Source organism: Streptomyces sp. NPDC037054 (assembly GCF_055606745.1).
Genome location: NZ_JBVJSJ010000004.1, coordinates 402,706 through 424,218, shown reverse-complemented (window position 1 = coordinate 424,218; position 21,513 = coordinate 402,706). Strand labels below are relative to the sequence as shown.

The 21,513-nt window shown below is 65.2% G+C and carries 10 protein-coding genes, 3 pseudogenes and 1 other annotated feature; of the genes and pseudogenes, 11 read left to right on the top strand and 2 right to left on the bottom strand.

The window, feature by feature from the left end; genetic code table 11:
* Positions 1 to 1,167: 1,167 nt before the first annotated feature.
* Positions 1,168 to 8,838, bottom strand: a complete 7,671-nt coding sequence (locus tag ACZ7D7_RS12805; protein WP_470824264.1) for a golvesin C-terminal-like domain-containing protein — start codon at positions 8,836 to 8,838, stop codon at positions 1,168 to 1,170.
* A gap of 1,299 nt (positions 8,839 to 10,137) precedes the next feature.
* Between ACZ7D7_RS12805 and ACZ7D7_RS12800 the strand changes: the two genes are divergently transcribed.
* The 10 genes and pseudogenes from ACZ7D7_RS12800 to ACZ7D7_RS12755 all read left to right on the top strand — a co-directional run bounded on the left by ACZ7D7_RS12800 (position 10,138) and on the right by ACZ7D7_RS12755 (position 18,957).
* Positions 10,138 to 10,665, top strand: a complete 528-nt coding sequence (locus ACZ7D7_RS12800; RefSeq protein ID WP_470824105.1) for a hypothetical protein — start codon at positions 10,138 to 10,140, stop codon at positions 10,663 to 10,665.
* 98 nt (positions 10,666 to 10,763) lie between these two features.
* Positions 10,764 to 11,750, top strand: coding sequence for a L,D-transpeptidase family protein (locus ACZ7D7_RS12795; RefSeq protein ID WP_470824104.1), 987 nt, complete (start codon positions 10,764 to 10,766; stop codon positions 11,748 to 11,750).
* 249 nt (positions 11,751 to 11,999) lie between these two features.
* Entirely contained in the window at positions 12,000 to 12,440 is a 441-nt protein-coding gene (locus tag ACZ7D7_RS12790; protein ID WP_470824102.1) for a hypothetical protein, read from the top strand.
* Positions 12,441 to 12,708: 268 nt separating this feature from the next.
* Positions 12,709 to 14,019 (top strand): annotated as a pseudogene (locus tag ACZ7D7_RS12785) (RHS repeat-associated core domain-containing protein); the annotation flags it as partial.
* A gap of 799 nt (positions 14,020 to 14,818) precedes the next feature.
* Positions 14,819 to 15,313 (top strand): hypothetical protein, encoded by a 495-nt coding sequence (locus tag ACZ7D7_RS12780; RefSeq protein ID WP_470824101.1) that lies wholly within the window; start codon positions 14,819 to 14,821, stop codon positions 15,311 to 15,313.
* Between the two features lie 145 nt (positions 15,314 to 15,458).
* A pseudogene (locus tag ACZ7D7_RS12775) lies at positions 15,459 to 16,607 on the top strand (IS3 family transposase).
* Positions 16,608 to 16,690: 83 nt separating this feature from the next.
* On the top strand, positions 16,691 to 17,203 hold the full coding sequence (locus ACZ7D7_RS12770) for an SMI1/KNR4 family protein (RefSeq protein WP_470824100.1): 513 nt from the start codon (positions 16,691 to 16,693) through the stop codon (positions 17,201 to 17,203).
* Positions 17,204 to 17,557: 354 nt separating this feature from the next.
* Entirely contained in the window at positions 17,558 to 18,097 is a 540-nt protein-coding gene (locus tag ACZ7D7_RS12765; protein WP_470824099.1) for a DUF4253 domain-containing protein, read from the top strand.
* 159 nt (positions 18,098 to 18,256) lie between these two features.
* Positions 18,257 to 18,650, top strand: a pseudogene (locus ACZ7D7_RS12760) (IS3-like element ISMyma3 family transposase); the annotation flags it as partial.
* Positions 18,537 to 18,647, top strand: a sequence feature (AL1L pseudoknot). (Overlaps the previous pseudogene by 111 nt.)
* Positions 18,631 to 18,957 (top strand): IS3 family transposase, encoded by a 327-nt coding sequence (locus ACZ7D7_RS12755; protein ID WP_470824098.1) that lies wholly within the window; start codon positions 18,631 to 18,633, stop codon positions 18,955 to 18,957. The pseudogene ACZ7D7_RS12760 and the gene ACZ7D7_RS12755, both read left to right, overlap by 20 nt.
* Positions 18,958 to 19,134: 177 nt before the next feature.
* Here the strand turns inward: ACZ7D7_RS12755 and ACZ7D7_RS12750 are convergent, their stop codons facing one another.
* A complete protein-coding gene (locus ACZ7D7_RS12750) occupies positions 19,135 to 19,659 on the bottom strand; it encodes a hypothetical protein (protein WP_470824097.1) in 525 nt (174 codons plus the stop codon).
* 268 nt (positions 19,660 to 19,927) lie between these two features.
* On the opposite strand from ACZ7D7_RS12750, the gene ACZ7D7_RS12745 reads away from it, so the two are divergent.
* Positions 19,928 to 21,292 (top strand): IS1380 family transposase, encoded by a 1,365-nt coding sequence (locus tag ACZ7D7_RS12745; RefSeq protein WP_470824263.1) that lies wholly within the window; start codon positions 19,928 to 19,930, stop codon positions 21,290 to 21,292.
* Positions 21,293 to 21,513: the final 221 nt, after the last annotated feature.

The window sequence follows — 21,513 nt, the reverse complement described above, 5'->3', positions numbered from 1 at the left end:
GCGGGTTTCCTGGGCGAGGCCCCCAGGTAGATCGGCAACCTCAACATCAGGCTCTGCCGAATGTTCCCAGATCTGCCAGTCTCCCGACAAGCGTTGATTAAACGTAAACCCTAGAGTTGCCTGCATGCAAGCCAGTTCGGCAAGAGGGGAGACAGATTCAGCAACGGCAAAGTATCCCCAATATAGTATTGATTCCCTCCATATTTACTGTTCTACCGTTGCGGCCGGTGAAAGTTTCGACGTCGGCGTGGTTTTTGTAGCCGTAACAGTCGGGGACTTGGTCAATCCGCGGACGACATCGACTTCAATGCACCCGCGTCGACGGGTCTCTCCAGTCGCAGGCGAAGGTAGTGCTGGAATTTTGACCGCCAGGCTGATGATGTTGGCGTTTTCGTCACGTCCTGACGTCACACGACGGCCAAGGAGCAGCACGGGACATAACTGACAGCCCGCCTCCTCGTACGTTGCTATCAACCCTTGGATGAATCGAGGTCAAGGAGCGGCCGCACCTTCAAGCAGGTTGGTCCCCTGAACCTTGGATACTTGCCCACCGTGCTGGAGTTTTCAGTAAAATCAATCTCACCGTAGCCATGAAAGCAAGTCATGCCCCGCCTGGGTCCCGGCGGGGCATGACGCTTCGGCGGTTTCTCAGGCCACGATTATTGACGTGAGATAGATGGTTGTACGAGACGGGTCAGTTATATCAAGTACGACTGAGTACGTGGGTTGGTCGCCCGCTGATCGACTTTCGTCAGACGATCCGTGCACGTAGTCCCGCCCCTCCTTCGCTCCCCATCCGCTTAATTTGGCCTCAGGGAGATAAAACCCCTTCATCAGCCCTTTTCTGGACACTCTGAGAGTGTCCAGAAAAGCGTAGGCCTCCTTGCGCGGGACATCAAAAGTGAGCCGAAGACCATACGAGGACCAGCCGTCATCAACGCTGTACTGTACCCCTCCCGCACCGCGGGGAATAATAAGCTGGTGCAGAGACAGGATTTTTTCTGACGGCATACCTGACTGGAGCTTTTCCGAATTCGACTCCGCACTGCTCCTCTTGGAATGACTCGAGCTTGAGTCATTCTGCGAGCTGGCACCGCAACCGAGTGCGAAAGAGATTGCGACAGCGAAGACGAGAGGCGTGAGAACCCTGGTGACAATCCGCATCGTTCACCACCCTTCAATTGCGAACGTGGTTACGCCACGGACATCGTACTCCTGCGCCATTCCAGCAACATGGAGGTGAGCGATATCGGGCTGTTTCAGTTCCATGGGCCCGAGGTGCAACGGCTTACGGGGCACACTTTCCTTTCCATTGCCCCAATTGTAGCGCTTATACACCGAAAGCTGCGCCACTACCGTCACATTGCCAGCCTTGTCCGAAACTTGACGCCCTTGTACTCGGTACTGGAATCCGTTGAGCGCATAGTACCAGTCCAGGCTCTCGTTCTCGTTTGCTCGAGTGCTGATCCACCCCGAGTCAAACGATTCCTTCCCCTTGTAGTCCTTCAGCGTGTCACCGAGCTCATCCCGAAACCCAGGAAGGTCATGCAGCATTTCAGCAGGGTCGATCCGGTAGTCGTCACCGGAATTCTGCAGATAGTGCTTGAGTAGGTTGTAGGCGTTTCCGTGGCCCTTGTACGCCAACCCTGACATGACAACAGCACTGAGCTTCCACCACGTCTTCTGATCGGTAGAGTTTGGCGATTCGGTATTGTACGGACGATAGTCAGACTTGGGAGGAACCGGTTTCCCGATAGTCTCGTAATAGTCCGCAGAAGGCGTCCCACCCTCAGACCTAACGATACTCTCGTAGTTGTTACCGTATCCCGTGACCTTCGTCCCGCCTTCGCAGGTGTACATTCCTGAAGCGCATTCTGCGAGTTGGTGTCCGTCTAGTTCGATATTGGTCGTGGGATTACCACCGGTGAAGGCGTATCGGTTGCTTGTGTATGGGTCAAGACCGAGCCCCATATCAGCAATTGCCCCGTTAAACATGTCCCGCGTAGTGAAGCGGTTCAGCCCAGGGTTGTAGTCCCGGAAGCCCATGTCGTACGTCCCCGACTGGGCGTCCCAGCGTTTGGCGTTGTAGCGGTACGGGTTGTAGGCGTCCTTTGTCGGGTCCGTGGTGTCCGGCTTGTCGATGCCGGTGAATTCGGACTTGTCGTCGGAGCCGTAGGCGGTGTAGCCGTACGTCGCCTTGGTGTTGCCGGTGCTGTCGGTGAGGGTTTCGACGTCGGTGTGGCTGTTGTAGCCGTAGTAGCCGGCCTCGGTGGTGCCGTCGCTGTTGTGCTTGATCTGCGACAGGCGTTCGCCCCACGGGCTGTACTGGTAGGACTTGGTCAGTTCGCCGGCGACCTTCTCGTCCAGGACCTCGCTGGAGAGGCCCAGGTACTCGAAGTCCGTGGTCTTGCCGTCGGCTGTCTTCGACGCGGTGCGGTCGAGCGGGTCGAAGGTGTAGGTGGTCGACTTCATGGCGCCCGCGTCGTCCATCTTCTGGGACTCCACCACGTGGTCGAAGCCGTCGTAGACGCTCCGTTCGATGACCTTGCCGGCCGCTGTGACGGATTCCTGGCGGCCGAACGGGTCGTAGTTGTAGTTGGCCGTGGCGCCCGACGTCGTCGCGGTCAGGAGCCGGTTGCGGTCGTAGTGGTACGTCGTGGACGTGCCCTTGACCGTCTGGCTGATGACGTTGGCGTTGTTGTCGTGGACGTAGGTCTCCGTGCCCGCACCCGTGCCGGTCTTGACGGACTTGGCGAGGCGGTCGGCGGGGTCGTAGGTGTAGTCGGTCGTGGAGTCGAGGTACGCCGAGTGGTTGTCGGCGTTCATCTTCTTCGCGACGTCCTGCGCCTTGTTGCCGTTGGGGTCGTAGGCGTAGGTGTGGGAGGCGACCAGTGTGGTGCCGTCCGCCTTCTTCTCCGCCGTCGACTTCAGGGCGCCGTCGAGGTAGTAGGTGTACTCGACGGTGTTGTTGTTGGCCTTGGTCTCCTTCAGCTTCTGGCCGCGGTCGGTGTAGGTGTACGACGTGACCTTCGGGCTGGTGTCCGTCGTGACCTTCGGGCTGGTGTCCGTCGCTGTCTTGCCGACCGACACCGTCTTGACCAGCTCGCGCAGGTCGTAGGTGTACTTGGAGAACTGGCTCGGGTGCGTGACCGTCTCCGGCTGCCCGTTCGCGTCGTACGTGTACGACGTGGCCTTCTTCTCCGTACCGGACAGCGCCTCGGTGACCTTCTGGACCTGGTTGAGGCCCGTGTAGGCGACCGTGTACGCGTCGATCTTCGCACCTGACGACGTGTCGTCGATCGACGTCAGATTGCCGTTGACGTCGTAGGCGTAGGTGAAGGTCTTCTTCTCGTTGTCGGTCTCGCCCGTGTTGTCCCGCACCAGCTTGACCGCGTCGGCGACAGCGATGCCTGCGCTGTTCTGGTCCAGCTTCAGCTTGGCGTCCTCGCCCTGCTTCAGAGCGTAGGTGCCGAGCTGCACCCAGGTTCCGGTGTTCGCCGTCTGCTCCTTCGTGACCGAAGGCTCAGTCGTCGTGCCGTGGGTCAGGGTGTACTTCGCCGTCGTCGCGGCGCCCGTGACCTTCGGGTACTTCACGTACGCCGTGTACGTGCCGTCCCTCGGGATGTTGAGCGTCCACGTGAAGGCGTCGGTGCCGGTGCCCGCCGCGTGGGTGCGGTGGTCGTAGCCCTGCTGGCCGGCGATGTCTCCCTTCGTCCAGGTGCCGGTGGAGGACGTGTTCTGGGTGTCGGAGTTGTCGACGAGGACGACCGACTTGCCGACCGGAACACCGTCGTCCGAGCGGGACTTGAGCTTGCCGTCGGGGAAGTACGACCAGGTCATCGTGCGGTTGGAGGAACCGCCCGCCGACGTCAGCGTCCGCGCCGTCTGCTGGCCCAGGTCGTTGTAGTCATAGGTGGTGACGATGTCCCACGGGTCCGTGGACGACTTCGCGAGACCGTTGTCGAAGTAGCTGTACGTGGTGGTGTTGCGGACGGTCTGCCCCTCGGAGGGCGGCAGCGACGTCGACTTGACGCGGCCCACCTCGTCGTACGCGGTCTGCGTGTAGACGTTCGGGTCGTTGTAGCGGGCGTCCGCCGGGTTGTACGGCTGGAACTGCTTGACCGGACGATTCAGCGCGTCGTACTCGGTACGCGCGGTGAACGCCTCCGTCGAACCGGCCGCCACCGCTCGCGGCGTGAGCACCTTGGTGACGTTGCCGACCTCGTCGTACTCGTACTTCGTCGTGCGGTAGGTGATCGACGTGGTGCCGCTGTGCGGGACCTTGACCTCGGTCTGCTTGCCACGCGCGTCGTAGCTGATGAGCGTGGTGTTGTTCTCCGCGTCCGTGGTCGACGTGACCAGCGAGTCCTTGTTGTAGACCCGCTTGGTGGTCTTGCCGGCCGCGTCCGTGACGGTGGTGACCCGGTGGTTCAGGTCGTAGGCCGTCTTGGACGTGAAGTCGGTCGTGTCGGCCGTCGCGTTCTTCTTCGGGTCGATGACCGTGACCAGGTTGCCGACCCGGTCGTACTCGTAACTGATCCTGTCGCCCGACGCGTTCACCACCGACGTGAGCTGATAGATCTCGTTGTAGTGGTTCGTCGTGACGTAGTCGGTGGTGTCCGACGTGGTGAGCGTGCCCTTGGGCTCCGTCGTCGTCTTGAGGTTGCCGACCCGGTCGTACGTGTACGCCGACCTGCGCTCAGCGGACGTGGACGTGTCCTTCGGAGCGGTCGCCGAGGTGATCTGGTCGGCGTCGTCGTACACGGCCGTGGACACCGCGCCGTTGGGCGCCGTCGACTTGGTGATGTTGTCGTTGGCGTCGTACTCCGGCGCCGGCGTCGTGATCAGGACGCCCGCGGCCTGGTCCTTCGGCACGGTGTTGACCAGCGGACGCCCGAACGTGTCGTACGTCTGCGTGGTCTTCTTGCCCAGCGCGTCGGTGACCTCACGGACCTGGCCGCGCTCGTCGTACACGAACGACGTGGACTTGCTGAGCGCGTCCGTGATCGTCGCCGGGTAGCCCGTCGGCCCGAAGCCGCTGTACGTCGTCGGGTTCTCGTTGGCGTCCGTCGCCTTGGTCAGCTGGCCGTGGGCGTCGTACTCGTACGACGTCGTGTAGTCGCCGGCCGTCGTCGTCGCGACGCCCTTGGGGTCGGTGACCGTCTTCAGGTTGCCGAAGGTGTCGTAACCGAACTGCCAGGAGTGGCCCTCGGGGGACGTCTTGCGGAACAGGTCCGCGGACAAGCCGTCGGCGCGCGTCTGGTACTCGTACTTCGCCGCGTTGGCCGGGTACGTGCCGGGCGCGCAGTCCGTGGCCGGCGGCACACCGGTCTTGTTGTTCTCGGCGTCACGCTGCCAGAGCGGGTAACCCGTCTTCTGGTCGTAGCAGTACGCCGTCTTCGCGCCGTTGTCCTCCTCCAGGTAGGTGACGTTGTTGTCGGCGTCCCAGGTCATCTTCGTGGTCTGGGACTTGGCGTTGGTCGTCTGGACCGGGCGGCCGAAGTCGTCGGTGACGTACTTCGTCGCGTGCGACTCGGCGTCCGTGACCGTGGTGTTGGTGAACTTCGTGTTGATGTCGGTGTTCGCCGCGTAGGCGAAGCTCGTCCCGCCGCCGAGCCGGTCGGTGATCTTCTTGGTCCACCAGTGGTACTTCGGGTTGTCACCGGCCTGCGGGTAGTAGTAGTCGAGCCCCGTGTCGTGACCGCGCGGGTCGGTGGCCTTGACGAGCTTGACGTTCTTGTTGCCCTGCGTGGCGTCGTAGGTGAACGCGAAGGTCTTCGGCTGGGACGAGCCCTCGCCGTCGACCATGCGCCCCATCAGGCCCTTGGTGGTGTAGTAGAAGCCGATCTTGCGGCCCGAGATGTCCGTGACGGACTTGATGTGGTCGTAGATCTTGGAGTTGGTGAGGTTGGTGCCGGTGACCTTGGCGCCCGTGTCGTCGATGTAGTCGTACGACGCGTCGCCCTTCTTGAAGTAGTCCACCGACAGGGACCGGCGGCCCGCCGGGTCGGTGATGTACGTGAGGAACTTGGTCGGCTTGTTGTTGGACTTGCGTTCCTCGTACGTGTACGTCTGCGTGTTGCCGTTCTTGTCGACGATCGACGTCAGGTAGCCGTCGCAGCCGAACAGGAAGCGGGTGCCGTCCGGGCGCAGCAAGGTCCAGGCGTCCGGCACCGGGTCCTTGTTGGGCGTGCAGTCCAGGCCCGTCTTCATCGTGACCCGGTAGTGGACGCCGGCCGGGGCCTTCCAGGTGCCGTCGGCCTGCTTGCGGAAGACGTGCGTGGTGCCGTCACCGTCGGGCAGCCGGATCTCGGTCGCGTTGGCGTTGGGGTTGGGGTGGAAGTCCAGCGGCGCGCCCAGCCGGATCGGCCCGGCGAGCTGTGCGGACCAGCCCGCACCCGTGACCGTGTCAGAGGTGTCCAGCGAGTTGTACGCGAACCGCGCGAACGTGGTCAGTCCGCGTCCGGGGTTGCTGAACGCGTTGTACGACCAGACGCTGTTGCCCGAGGCGAGGTTGTTCATCACCGTGGAACCGGCGCCGGTGTTCTTGCCGGTGTAGGAGTAGAACTTCTCCAGACCGAGCGTGTTGGAGGTCGGGTCCTCCACCGCCACGTTCTGCTTCAGCGGGGGTATGCCGCCGGTTCCGCCGGACAGCCAGGTGCCGTCGGAGATCTTGCGGACGTCCCAGCCGAGGACGTACTCGGTGCGCTTGTTGCCGGAGGCGGAGTTGATCGGTGTCTTGACCTGGGCCTTGATGGTCGCCGACTGGCCGGGGTTCAGGGCCGGTATCGCGGTGGCGGCCTGCGTGGCGCTGGTGGTGACGTCGGTGCCGTCGGGCAGCTTCCAGGTGTACGACAGTTCCCGGGTGCCCGTCGCCCAGGCACTGGACGTGGTGTTGGTGACCGTGAAGTCCACGGTGTACGTGGAGTTCGGGGTCATCCGGGACGGGGTCTGCGGCGCGTAGTAGGTGTCTTCCGTCGTGGAGTCGACGTAGATGACGCGCAGCAGCGGGCCGAGCTGGGGGTCGGCGGCCTCCGACGACAGGAACAACGTGCGCTCCTGCGGCCCGGCGGACGACTCGTCCTTCAGCTTGACCAGCGCGCCCTTGTTGCCGGACGGCGTCTTGACCCAGCTCTGGGTGAGGGAGGTGGCGTCCCACCAGTGGCGGCCGACGTCGTGGACACTGCCCACGGTGTCGGAGACGGTCGCCGAGAAGTCGCCACCCGCGGTCGTCCAGGGAGTGGTCGACGTGGCGTTGTTCCAGGTCGCTGTTGTCTCAGCGAAGTCGCGGGTCAGGCCATGGAGTTCGTAGATGGCCCCATCGGTTTCAGTGGTGGTCTCCGCGCCCCACATGAACAGGCGGGACTCCAGCACCGTGGCCGATGTCGGTATGTCCGAGGTCGCGAACTTCAGCGCCGCGCGGGTCTTTCCGTAGGTCCCGGAGTTGTTGCCGACGCTCAGCCACTTCTGGCCCACGCCCCAGGACTCAATGGCGTCCTGGTTCGTGGTGGGCTGCTGGGACGACAGGGTGGTGTCGGTGACGCCGGAGGTGCCCTGGATCAGCCGCATCGTGCGGCCGGCCTTCGGTACGCCGACGATGCGCGTCGGTGAACCGAGCAACTGGCCGTCCACCGTCTTGACGGCTATCTGGTAGTAGTACGACCGTCCGATCTCCTCCGAGGAGGAGTCGGGTGTCGGCGTCGCGGTGGTGTCCGTGTACGCCGTGGCCGACTTGTCGATCGGCGCGATCAGCGTCGCCGCGGACGGCGTGAACGCCTGCTGCGTGGAGCGGTGCAGCTGGTACTCGGCGATGTTCATGCCCGCGTCGCCCGAGTCGTTCCTGTACGCCTTCCACGACAGCTCCGGGCCCGTGGAGTGCACCACCGTCGGGGAGTCGAGGGCTGTGCCGACCTTGCCGTAGGTCACGGTAAGGCGGGGAAGGGTGGCGGTCTCACCGCCGTAGACCGTGTTGGCGTGGTCGCCGGCCTCGTAGCGAGGGCCGCCGGTCGGCGCGGTCGAGGACTCGTTGGTGGCCTTCAGCACGAAGCCGTGGTTGGTGGCCGTGCCGCTGACCCACTTCTGGACGGTGTCCGTGACCGGGAACTTGTGCCACTGGTTGTATTCACCGGTGTTCTTCACGATCGACGCCGGGTTCACGAAACGCACCGCGTCCGCGATCACCGCGGTCGAGCTGTCGGTGTCTCCCAGGACGACCTTGCCGGACGTGCCCTTGGCGAAGTCGATCTGCTTGCCGTCGTTGAGCTGCGCCCACACGCCGCCGGAGCCGGCCGTCTGGTCCACCGTGTAGGTGGCCGTGCCGTCCTGGCCGGTCACCGTGTACGGGGCCGCCGCCGCCCGGTCCGTGTACTGCACATAGTGCGCGTCCACCCGGTAGGACGCCGTCTCCGGCAGGCGCGGCTGCCAGGTGTAGGTGTCCGTGGTGACGGAGTCCTTGTTGTACAGGTAGTCGCCGTCGATCCCGTAGGACTGCCCACCGGCCTTCCACGAGCCGACCGCGGCCGTCGTACCGGCGTCGCCGTCGTCGACCTGCACGCTGGTGCCCGACAGCTCACCCACCAGGGAGCTGGTGGTGGACCACGTCGACCTCTCGTCCCACGTGCCGGTCGCGCGGTAGGCGCCGATGGTGACGTCGTTGCCGTTGGTGGTGTGCGCCTGGTCGAAGTACATCTCCAGGCGTGCGGAGTCGATCTTCGTGCCGGAGGGGATCTCGCTCAACGGGAACCTGATCAGCGAGCGGGCGATGCCCGTGTCGGTCTTGCCCGCCGCCAGCTTCCAGCTGGAGTCGAAGTTGGTGGTCGGCTGGTCCGACAGCACCATCACGTCCTGAGCGGTCGCCTCTCCCGGCATGATGGTGATCGTCGGGTCGATCACAACGGGATACTGCCGCTCCTTCGCCGCCAGCCACTTCGTGTCCGGAGTGACCGTCAGCTTCCAGGACTTGCCGTCCCGGGTCAGCTTCTGCGTGACCTTCGTGCTGTAGGTCCGGCCGAAGACGGAGTCGTCCGCCTTCTTCGCGTCCGTCATGTACGGCGCCGGGATCACCATCACCGGCGTGTTCGGCAGTTCCCCGAACAGGGCGATGGAGCCGTCCTTGCGGGCCTTCGGCGTCAGCCCGTCGGTGTCCAGGGTGAACGTGAACTTTACGGGCCCGGAAGGGCGTTCGGCGAGGGTGATGTTCTCCTTCACCCGCCCCGGGCCCACCTGGTACTCCAGGTCGGCGCCGGCCACCGCGTCCTTGTACGTGACGGTGGAGCCCTTCGCCACCGGCTTCAGCCGACCGCCGGCACCTGCCAGGCCGAACGTGACGGACCGGCCGTCCGGTGACCGGAACCGCAACAGCCGGTCGCGGTCCGCGCCGAACCAACTGCGCCCCTCGTTGGCCGTGTTGGCGTAGACGAAACCCTTCGCCTTCGTCTCGCGCACGGTGGTGTCGATCGGCTTCCAGTCCGCCTTCGCACCGGAACCCGAGCGGTACGCCGTCGGGACCGCGGACAGTTCCGCCTGGACCCGGCCGTCCGACAGCTGCCAGAAGCGGGCACTCGACGTGCGCCGCCCCGTCAGCTCCTTGACCCGCTTGGCCTCGGCCTCCTTCTTCCCCTTGGGAAGCTTCTGCCGATCGGCCATCTCCAGTTCGTTGTGCGACGGCGGCTTGTCCAGCTCTGCGCTGTCGTCGTCGTCCGCGAACCAGCCTTTGACGGTGTCGACGATTCCCTTGCCGTCGTCGTCATCGGCGGACGCCGCATACGCTGCCTGCGGCAATGCGGTACTGGTTACCGCAGCCACCACAAGGCACGCGACGAGTCTGCCCAATCTGGGTTTCACGTCAAACCTTTCCCTGTGAATCCATCCTTCGAACTTCTCGGCCGAAATGCCTGGACCGCCCCGAGGGGACGGCCACAGGCAGCGGCGCCGAGGTTCTAGTCACTGGCCTGACGTGCAGTCAAGCGACTTCAGATGTCGGACAGTTCACCGATACGCACATTCGGGCGTCCGATTTGTTCCGGCATTGGAAACCGACCCTGACCGTCATGTATAAGTTCCCGGCCGCAGACTCGGAGCGCCCGGAATAGGGCATGGGATTTCAGCCAACGCAGTTGGCCTGGGGAGGGTATTTCGATGCTTGAGGTCGACAGGGAAGCCGACCAGGAAATCGGTCGAGAAAGGCCGCCCCGCGCGGATGAATCGCCACAGGAAAGCGAGAAATCCGGCCAACCCGCCGCCCGACACGCGGACCGTGTCGGCTTCATCGCCGGCGGCGGACTCCTGGCCGCATGCGCCGGCCTCGTCCTCTACGGCGTCTTCGCCGGCGGTGACGACAAGGCCGCGCAGGCGAAGACGCCCACAGCTCCCGTCACCTACGAGGTCACGGGCAGCGGCCGTGCCGACCTCACGTACCAGGGCGCGAGCGAGGACGGAAAGGCCGTCACCGTGGACGCCGCCGAACTCCCCTGGCGCACCACTGTCGACGTGCCCCTCGGCCAGGACCCCGTCATCAGCATCGTGCTCGACGGACAGGGCGGCCAGGCCCGCTGCGCCCTCGCCGTGCGTGGTCAACACGTCCAGAGCGCCACCGCCGCGGGCACGTTCGGCCGCGCCACGTGCGCCGGGACGCTGCCCGCCGAGGGGAGCGACGGACGCGGCTGACCAGCCGCACCAGCCGCACCAGCCCTTAAGGCTCCAACCGACCAACCCGCACCGTGACTTACCGAACGACATCCGCACACTCGACGAAGGACCACTCCGTGCCGCTCAACCACTCAGACGCAACGCTCCGCACGCGCCGCGTGCTCACCGCCGCGGCGACCGGCGGCGCACTGCTCCTCGCCTCGGCCTGCGGGTCGGGCGAGGACACCACGGGGGCGGGACAGGTCGTGGCCGACGCGAGCGACGGATCCTCCCGGGAGGCCTCCGCGAAGGCGTCGCCGTCCAAGAGCGGCTCCCCGAGCAGCAGTGCGTCCTCCTCGGCCTCCCCCAGCGCGTCCGCGTCCGCGTCCGCCAAGGCGAGCGGCAGTGCCTCGCCGGGCACGAGCAGCTCGGGAAGCAACGGCGATGGAGACTCCACGAGGGGCTCGAACAGTGGCTCGGCCTCGTCCGGCTCGGGGACGGCCGATCAGTCCGCCGGGGGCACCAGCACCCCCGCCTTCCCGGTCCCCGTCGAGGTCGGCAACGCCACCCAGCTCATCACCGTCAAGGCCAGCGGCTCGTATGCCACGGTGACCGCCTGGGCGAAGGGCTCGACAGGCTGGAAGGCCCAGTTCAGCACGAGTGCCGGGCGCGTGGGCTCCAACGGTGTCACCAACGGCGCGACCCGCCGCCAGAACACGTACACCACCCCGTCCGGCACGTACACCATCACCGAGGGCTTCGGGCACGTCTCCGCCGGCACGAGCATGACGTACCACATCGTCACCAAGACCGACTGGTGGGTGCAGGACCCCGAGTCGAAGTTCTACAACTCGATGCACGGCGAAGAGGGCGCCGACTTCCCGCTCACGGAGTCGGGCGACCGGGGCAGCGAGCGCCTGATCAACTACCCCACCCAGTACGCCAAGGCCCTCGTCATCAACTTCAACCGCTGGCCCGCCGAGCCCGGCCGGGGCGCTGGAATCTTCCTCCACGTCAACGGCTCGGGAGCGACCGCCGGCTGCGTGTCGGTGCCCCGTGCCACCATGGACCGCATCATGACGTGGATCCAGCCCGGCGCCCATCCGCGCATCGCCATCGGCTGAGCAACGGTTGGAGGGGTGAGGGCGCTGTACAGCGCCGCGGCGTGGGGTATTGGGTGGGGTGTCTTCCTGGGCACCGGCTTCGCGGCAGAGCTGCTCAGCGACGACCAGGCGGCCCGTCGGCGCGTCCCGGGTGACAGCCTCGCTGCCGACCACCCATTACGGGGAGCCTGGCGACTTCCGCGTCAACTTCGTCAGGGACTATGGATGACCCGTCAACGAACAAGAGCGCTCCGCCCGGTGGGAGCGGCCGTGGCCGTCGTCGCGTTGGCGGTCGGGTGGATATTGGTCCGCAAGTGGATGGAGCTGCCCGGTGTGCCGGACCATGTGGTCCAGTCCGCCGCTTCCGGGAATGTGCGCATCATGGCCGAAGGGCGCGCCTCCAGCCCGGGAAACGACTGGGAGGACACGTACGCCCTCCTGTCCGTTTCCCCGGTATCCGCGGACGGTGATCCCGTCGAGGACATCGCGGAGGCACTTCGGTCGGCGGGCTGGAACACGCGCGAGGGCGGAGTCGGCCCGCTGCTCTTGTCCGGGGACACTCCGGCGGAACACCCCGAGTACGGGGTGACGGTGCAGAGCTACCAGGATTTCGCCTGCCTCGATCGGCCCGCGGTCTGTGAGGAATTCGAGGAGGCGACGGAAGGCGGCGACGAGAACGTGTTCGTGGCCACCTTCATGCCGTACGTCTGAGGTCTCGCCCAGTACCACTCCTGGACCCCGGTCGACCTGGTGCCGACGAGGGCCCTCCTGTCCACCGGCATCCTCCCGGGGGCCCCGAGTGTCAGACAATGGCCCCCGGGGTGCCCAAGTGCGCGGGTGCTCGCCCGTTACGCGCCCCTGATGCCCGCTTGGTACCACCCCCGGGGCCGATTACTGTCACGATGCCTTGGCGAACGAATAATCCGGTGTAATGCCGGTGCTGCCCTCGCCACTGCGATCGGGAAGTCCGGCTCCAGCAAAGAAGGCCACGTCGTACACGTACGACGCGAACGGGCAGCCGGAGACGGTCACCCACCCGAGCCAGTTCTCCAAGTACACCTACGACCTGCGCGAGCTGGTCAAGACGGTGTCGGTCGGCAAGACAGCGACGGACACCAGCCCGAAGGTCACGTCGTACACCTACACCGACCGCGGCCAGAAACTGAAGGAGACCAAGGCCAACAACAACACCGTCGAGTACACCTACTACCTCGACGGCGCCCTGAAGTCGACCGCGGAGAAGAAGGCGGACGGCACCACACTGGTCGCCTCCCACACCTACGCCTACGACCCCAACGGCAACAAGGCGCAGGACGTCGCGAAGAAGATGAACGCCGACAACCACGCGGCGTACCTCGACTCCACGACCGACTACACCTACGACCCCGCCGACCGCCTCGCCAAGTCCGTCAAGACCGGCACGGGTGCGGGCACGGAGACCTACGTCCACGACAACAACGCCAACGTCATCAGCCAGACGGTCAAGGGCACGTCCACGACGTACCACTACGACCGCAACCGGCTGCTGACCGCGACGGTCTCCGGCAGCACGGCCAGCTACAACTACGACCCGTTCGGCCGCCAGGAATCCGTCACATCGGCCGGCAAGGTCATCGAACGGAGCGTCTACGACGGCTTCGACCACGTCATCGAGTCCCAGAAGACGGACGACGCGGGCACGCTGAAGTCGACCAAGTACACCTTCGACCCACTCGACCGCACCGCGTCCAAGACAGCCGACGGAAAGACCACGGACTTCGAGTACCTGGGCCTCTCCAGCGAGGTCCTGGACGAGAAGGTCGCCGGCGAACTGACCAAGTCCTACCAGTACAGCCCCTGGGGCGAACGCCTCTCCCAGATCAAGCACAACAGCGACGGCACCACCGAGGCCGGCTACTACGGCTACAACAGCCACACCGACGTCGAAACCCTCACCGACAGCACCGGCAACACCAAGGCGACGTACGGCTACACCGCCTACGGCTCCGACGACAAGTCCGAATTCACCGGCATCGACAAGCCGAACACCACGGACCCGACGAAGGACGCGTACAACCCGTACCGCTACAACGCCAAACGCTGGGACGCCCAGTCCGGCACGTACGACATGGGCTTCCGCGACTACAACCCCGGACTCAACCGCTTCACCACCCGGGACATGTACAACGGGGCGCTGGCCGACATGGGACTCGGCGCCGACCCGTACACCGGAAACCGATACGCATTCACCGGCGGCAACCCGGTGCGCTTCGTGGAGATCGACGGTCACACGAGCTGCGACATCACTGGAATGTGCGGTGGGGTCTATCGCGAGACCCCAATGATCCGTCATGAGCAAAATGAAGAATCCGGTGCAGCTGCAGCAATCGGAGAGATCGTCAATAACAGGGAAGGTACATTGCGCCACAATGAGGCTCAGCGCGTGGCGACGGAGTACCTGCGGCTCACACATCCGCGCGCAACCATTCAGAACGAATACGAGATACCTGGGGGCGGCAAGAATGGCGCCGAAGACGGATCTGCCGATATCGTGATGGTGGAAAACGGCACCATGTATATCTGGGAGGTCAAGTCTGGCAGACGTGCGAAGGACGAGAAGGTGGCGGCTGACGAAGTGGCAGCGTATGTCAAACGGGAACGAACACTGCAAAACGGACCCGGAGGTCAGCGTCTACTCGTCCAAGCCGGTTTCGACATTCCGCAGCTAGTCACGCCTGACATTGTTCAAGCAGACCGTGTCCTGGTCACGGTGTCTACGAACAAGAAGTCGAACATCGTAGGGAAGGGAGGGCATGACGGAGCCATCAGCTGGTGGACGAGAAAGAACCCCCGGCCAAGCGACCCAGGAATGAAGCCCTATCCTGTAACCGTCCCTGCAGCAGTATGGGACTGGGAGATGAGTCCGGGTACAGCTGAGTCTCTACAAAAGGGAGCAACGTGTACCGCAGTAGGCGTGTTGGGGCTGATTACCACAGTACTGACCGGCGGTGCGGCTACCCCGTAGAGTAACCTTCTGTCCGGTTTAGCCGGAAGCGGCACGCGCCGCGGGCCGCTTCCGGTGCCTGCCTGATGAGAAAGAAGTTCCAACCATGAGCGAGTATGTCGATTATGTGGGTGCTATTTCCGTGTCGCCAGTCCTCAACTCTGCTGAAATCCGCTACTTGGAGCGGTTTGCGGAAACGCGAAGGATGAATCGGAAGTCAGGGCCATATTCCACAATCAAAACAGGACGTCTGGTAGTTTCAGACGGCGACATCATCGATGTAAACCTGCCGCCGTCAGGGCAGCCAGGGCTCAGCTGCCAGTGGGTGCCGACGGCCGACGGGGCTTACATCATCTGGAACCGCAAGACGAAATTTCCTTTTGCTGCCGAGTGGCTGACCTACCTCATCGAGGTGTTCTTGAAGCCGGAGGCCGATCTGTGTCGAGAACTGGTGAACCCCGTGTCGGGGCGCTATTATGCCCCGGAATTTCGCGACTTCACTTTCAATCACCTTATGGAGGGCGTGATCGAAGCACGTAGAGAAGACGGTGATCACTGGAGGATCATGGTGCAGGGTAATTCCGTTAGTGTTCTTGAGTAACCTTCTTTCGGGGTGAATCATACGTCGAACACAATTGACTTCATGATCGACGGGTTACGCAAGGGCGGGGTGGACGAGAGGGCTGCTGCACGGACAAGTGACACCTGACCTGGCTTGCTGAGCGACGGCCTGGAAGGATGTTGCAGTGCCCAAGCCGTATCCGAAGGAGTTCCGCAAGGACGTCGTGCGGGTCGCGCGCAACCGTGAGCCCGGCGTCACGCTGGAACAGATCGCCGCCGACTTCGGCGTCCATCCGGTCACGCTGTCGAAGTGGCTGCGCCGCGCCGACACGGGTGAGGGCGCCAGTCCCCCAACGACATCGAGTGCGTCGGCCGAGCTGCGCGAGGCCCGCGAGCGCATCCGGCTGCTGGAGCAGGAGAACGAGGTGCTCAGGAGGGCTGGGGCGTATCTGTCGCAGGCGAACCGGCCAGCAAAATGATGTACCCGCTCGTCCACGAGCTGGCCGCCGCCGCTGCCCCTTGCCAGGTGCCGGTGGCGGTGACGTGCCGGGTGCTCGGGCCGACCCGCCAGTCCTACTACCGGTGGCTGGCCTCACCGGTCACCGGTTCCGAGCTCGCCGAGGCATACCGTGCCAACGCCCTGTTCGACGCGCGTCGCGACGATCCCGAGTTCGGGCACCGCTTCCTTCGCGACGAGGCCCACGTCGCCGATGAGGCGATGGCCGAGCGGACCGCTTGGCGGATCTGCCGGGACAACGGCTGGTGGAGTGCCTTCGGCAAACGCAGGGGCCACGGGAAGAGCGCCAAAGCCGGACCGCCGGTCCACGATGACCTGGTGCGGCGGAACTTCACCGCGGACGGGCCGAACCGATTGTGGCTCACGGACATCACCGAGCACGCAACCGGCGAGGGCAAGCTGTATCTGTGTGCCGTCAAGGACGTGTACTCCAACCGCATCGTGGGCTATTCCATCGACGCCCGGATGAAGTCCGGCCTGGCGGTGAGAGCCCTTGAGTCCGCTGTGGCCCGTCGCGGCCCGGTCGCCGGATGCACTGTTCATTCGTGTCCGTTCTCGCACGTCACGACCTGGTCGTCTCCCATGGGCCGGGTCGGTGCGGCCGGCGACAACGCGGCCCATGGAGAGCTTCTTCGCGCTGCTGCAGCAGAACGTTGTCGACCGCCGTACCTGGGCCACCCGCCAGGAGCTGCGGATCGCGATCGTCACCTGGATCGAGCGCACCTACCACCGACGCAGGCGCCATAGACGCCTGGCCCGATTGACCCCCGTCGAGTACGAGACCATCATGACCCCACCCGCAGCCCTGGCTGCATAACCCCGCTGTCACCCAACCCTGCAGCAGTCCCGTGTCCTGAGAGGCCGCCGGGCAACTGGGGCTTAGCAAAAAGAGGATTGATTATGTGGGTGAACTCTCTGCTCCGTGCTACAGGGTGGGAAGCGCGGGACGTCGCGCAGCCTTGGGCAGACATCGAAGCAGGGCTGGGAGCCGAACTTCCCCGCGGCTACAAGCAGTTGTGCCAGGCGTTCGGAGTGGGTGAGTTCTCACAGGAGGTTTGGGTGCTGTGCGCCGACGAAACTCGCGTGAGCGATCTGCTGACGGAGTGGCAGGGACTGCTGGAGAGCGACGGGCCTTCGGGGGGACCGTTCGCGCCCTACAGGATCCATGCGCCCGGGACGACTGGAGGGCTGATTCCCTGGGGAGGGTCGCGTGCGGGCGACTGGTTCTTCTGGCAGGTCACCGGAGGCCCGGTGGGCGAATGGCCGGTCCTTGCCATGCAAGTGGACATTCAGGAGTGGAACCGGTACCAGGTGACTGCCTCGGAGTTTTTGCACCGGATCCTCACTGATCCCGACTTCCGGCCGCACTCCGTGGCACGGCCCACGGCTGGGCCGTTCTTCGAGCCTGCCTGAACGCCTGAGAGAAGACACCCCGAGGGTCACAGAATGCATTCTCATGAGAACCATCATTTTCTTCGGGGTGCCCTCACGCAGATGCGGGCTTCATTGGGTGCGGCCCTTTCAACCCAGGCCGTGACCGTGATGATGGAATCTGGAATCCCGGTCCATGGAATCCACTTGAGCCATCGAGTCGCCCGGGCAGCCTGGACGTACTGGCGTGAGCGGCACCCGCAGACGGGCTTCTACCCGTTCCTCGCGCAGGCCGGGCCCGAGTGGCTGGCGGGTGCGGAACGCCGAGGTGGCCCGTGGGGCAAGGGAGGCCGGGATCTGCTGGCCCGAGCCCTTGAGAAGTCACCCGCTCATGTCATGGCAGACATCGTCGAATCTGCGCTACAGGAGGCGCTCTCCTACAGTTGCCCACCCCGGAGCGACGACGACCTCCGTGACATCGCGGAGGTCAGGGAGTTGTTCGACGCGGGGAGGCTCGCGGCCACCCTGCCGCCCGCCGGCAAGCAGTCGCGTCCCGGCACCCCTCGGCGGGCCGAGTCGCGAGGTGGCAGCCTGTGGCTGCATCTGGTCGAGGCGTCGGCAGGTTACGAGGTCCCGGCCCTGGTGCCCGGGGTCCTGCAGACCGCGAACTGGTCGGGCTTCCCGGACGACCGACCCCTCCTGCCGGCCGACCACGTGGCCGTGCTGCGGCACTGGCACGACCTGCATGGCGCGGAGTTCTACTACGCGGACTCGGCCGCACTGGAGCTTCTCGTGCGACACCCGCCCTTGGACGCCCGGGCGATCGCAGAAACAGCTATCGAGCAACACGCCTACAGTCCCGACTTCGTGCACGAGCCGCGGTGGGCTGCGCAGGGCCAGGTGCAGACGGATGTCTGGTCGTTCTGGTGGGATTGAGCCGTGGCACGCCTATAGTGCCTGGTCAGGCGGTCTGCCCTTGCTGGCTCCTTGGCTATTCAACACGCCGAACCGGATATGTGTCCCCGAGTAGGTCCCCGACCCGGATTGAACCGCTCCGGGTCTGATGGAGGCTCGATTCTCTGAGACGATCGAGTCATGGCACGTCCGTCTCCATACCCTGCTGAGCTTCGTGAACGTGCGGTGCGCATGGTCGCGGAGATCCGTCCGATCTACCCGACCGAATGGGCTGCGATGAAGGCGGCCGCGGCGAAGCTGGGCATCGGTGCGGCCGAGACTGTGTGGACCTGAGTGCGCAAGGCAGAGGTGGACGCGGGCCAGCGGCCTGGCGCCACGTCCGAGCAGACCGCGGAGACAAACGGCTGCGGGCCGAGAACGCCGAACTGCGGCGGGCGAGCGAGATCCTCAAGGCGGCCTCGGCTTTCTTTGCGGCCGAGCTCGACCGGCCGTCAAAGCGCTCGTAGCGTTCATCGACGAGTTCAGGAAAGTGTTCGGGGTCGAGCCGATCTGCCGTGTGCTGTCCGCCCAGGGAGGTCCGGAGCGTCTGGCGACAGCTTCGGCGCGAGGGCATAGCTGCCGCCCGCTGCACGGTTGCCCGGCTGACACGCGAGTTGGGCCTGGAGGGCGCCCGTCGCGGCAGGAAGATCCGCACCACTGTGCGCGATGATGGGCATGAATGGGCGGCTGACCTGCTCAGGCGCGGCTTCACCGCGTCCCGGCCGAACGAGAGGTGGGTCGCGGACTTCACTCATGTGGCCACCGGGGCGGGGATCATCTACGTCGCATTCGTCGTGGACGTCTTCTCCCGGGGCGAGCGTCGGCTGGTCTCTGGCGACTAGCCTCGCGCTTTCACTAGGCGGGCTGTCCGGTAGGCGATCAGCTATCTGAAGAGTGCGTCTGACCAGCGAGAATGAGGATCGTCAAGGTTCTGCTTCCCGCACCAGCCGGAGGCACTTCTCAGGTGAGTAGCCGGCGTGACGCCCGGACTTGCACAGCCGCGCGAGTGAGCCGAGCCGTTAGAACGGCGGCGACCAACGTCCTGCCCAGGTCGGCGTGTATCCGGCTGGAGGCCAGACACGCATCTCTGGGAACGACGGGTGGGGCCACACATGGCCCACCCATTCGCATTCGGGGATCGCACCTTCCCAGTCGTCAGTGCAGCGGTCGGCCCAGTCTCGACCGACCAACACCAGTCGGGTCAGCAGTCCGTTTGCGGAGTCCTGCACTCGCAGGACCAGCCCCAGGTCGTTGATCCCGGGATTTCCGCGCGGCCCATAGGACACGCCGCCCATCGAGTCTGGGAGATCGAACAGCCATTCCTCCAGCTCAGCCGGGCTGCCACCGACCAGCTCCACCCCGTCCAGTGTCACCTGCGGCCCGCGAACGGCATCAATCGCGATGCAGAACAGTCGGCCAGAGCCGTCGAAGTACTCGTAGACGGTAGGTTCCGCCGGGCTGAGCCCCAGCTGGATACCCACGACCTCTGGAAAATGGGGCTCGGCTTGGAACCGACGTAGCTCAGAGGTCTTGGGCAGCGCCATCGCTGCCTCATCCATACTCATGCCGAATCGCAACGGCCCGACGCTCTCCAGCGGGGTGAGCGCCCACACCGGCCTGCCCCGTGTGGTGGCTTCTTGAGTGCCTGGCGACGTCATCCGCCTATTCCCCTCTGCTGACCTCGAGCTCCATGAGGTGGGCTGTCCGATAGGTGATCACCTATACGAAAAGTGCCTCTGACCAGCGAGAATGAGGATTGTCTAGGCCCTCGTTCCTGCGTCCGTCGGAGGCACTTCTCAGGCGAGTAAGAGTATCGGGTCGTACCCGCGTGTGCTGGTGTCGGGTGGCGGCCGAGGGGTGGTTGCGCAGGCTGGCGGGGTGTTGCTGGTCGAGACGGCCCGCCGGACGGGGCTGGATGCGGCGCTGTCCTCGGCCCTCGCGCCGTGGCGCAAGCCCAGAACGGTGCACGATCCGGGCAAGATCCTGCTCGACTTGGCCCTGGCGACCGCGCTGGGCGGTGACTGCCTGGCCGACATCGCGGTACTGCGCGCAGAGCCGGCCGTGTTCGGGCCTGTGGCCGCCGATCCCACCGTCTCCCGGCTCATTGACACCCTGGCCGCAGCCGGTCCGCGCGGCCTGACGGCGATACGCCGGGCCCGCTCCGATGCCCGCGAACGGGTCTGGAAGCTTGCCGGGCACCAGGCCCCGGACGCGGGTGGTGAGGTAACCGTGGACATCGACGGTGTCCTGGTCCTGGCGCACTCCGAGAAGGAGGACGCGGCCGCGACCTGGAAGAAGACCTTCGGCCACCACCCGCTGTTCGCGTTCGTCGACCACGGCGCCACCGGCTCCGGAGAGCCGGTGGCCGGCCTGCTGCGACCGGGGAACGCGGGCAGCAACACCGCCGCCGACCACATCACCGCAGCCCGGCTCGCGCTGGCCCAGCTCCCGTCAAGGTATCGGCGCGGACGCCGGACCCTGATCCGCACCGACTCCGGCGGCGGCACCCACGAGTTCGTGAACTGGATTGCCGCCCGCGGACGCTGGCTGTCCTACTCGGTCGGCATGACCATCACCGACGCGATCCACCAGGCCGTACTCCTGGTTCCGGCCTCGGCTTGGACCCCGGCCGTCAAGCCCGGCGGCGAGGTCCGCGACGGCGCCTGGGTCGCTGAGCTCGCCGGGGATGTCCTCAAGGGCTGGCCGAAAGGCATGAGGCTGATCGTTCGCAAGGAACGGCCGCACCCGGGCGCGCAATTGCGCTTCACCGACGCCGACGGAATGCGCCTGACCTGCTTCGCCACCAACACCGTCGGCGAGCCGATCGCACAGCTGGAGTTGCGGCACCGCCAGCGGGCCCGGGCCGAGGACCGCATCCGCGCCGCCCGCGACACCGGCCTGCGCAACCTCCCCCTCCACCGCGCCGCGCAGAACCGGATCTGGCTGGAGATCGTGCAGCTTGCCCTGGACTTGCTGGCCTGGATGCCGATGCTCGCTCTGACCGGCGAAGCTCGCCGCTGGGAACCCAAGCGGCTCCGGCTACGGCTGTTCTCCGCCGCCGGCCAGCTCGCCACGACCGGCCGCCGCCACTACCTCCGCCTCGCCCGGCACTGGCCCTGGACTCACCTGATCAGCGCCGCGTTCGACCGCCTGCAAGCCCTACCGAAACCCGGCTGACCAGTAATAACGTCCCATCCCGACGAATCCCCTCACCCACCCGGAACAGTAGAAACCGGCGCCCACCCGACGCGACAGCCGGGCCACCAGCCTGCCCACCACCCGCCCAACAAGACGAAACGGCCTGCCAGAGAATCCGACGGGCCGTCACGCAAGATCGAGGTTAACCAGGTCGACATGGCTGGGTGGGAGCGTGCCATCGCGGAGGAGCTAGGCAAGGG

Excerpts from the sequence above, each read along its gene's own strand:
- ACZ7D7_RS12805 (WP_470824264.1), bottom strand. The coding sequence starts at position 8,838 with ATGGTGCTGTCGGACCAGCCGACCACCAACTTCGACTCCAGCTGGAAG.
- ACZ7D7_RS12800 (WP_470824105.1), top strand. The coding sequence starts at position 10,138 with ATGCTTGAGGTCGACAGGGAAGCCGACCAGGAAATCGGTCGAGAAAGG.
- ACZ7D7_RS12780 (WP_470824101.1), top strand. The coding sequence starts at position 14,819 with ATGAGCGAGTATGTCGATTATGTGGGTGCTATTTCCGTGTCGCCAGTC.
- ACZ7D7_RS12770 (WP_470824100.1), top strand. The coding sequence starts at position 16,691 with ATGTGGGTGAACTCTCTGCTCCGTGCTACAGGGTGGGAAGCGCGGGAC.
- ACZ7D7_RS12765 (WP_470824099.1), top strand. The coding sequence starts at position 17,558 with ATGGCAGACATCGTCGAATCTGCGCTACAGGAGGCGCTCTCCTACAGT.
- ACZ7D7_RS12750 (WP_470824097.1), bottom strand. The coding sequence starts at position 19,659 with ATGGCGCTGCCCAAGACCTCTGAGCTACGTCGGTTCCAAGCCGAGCCC.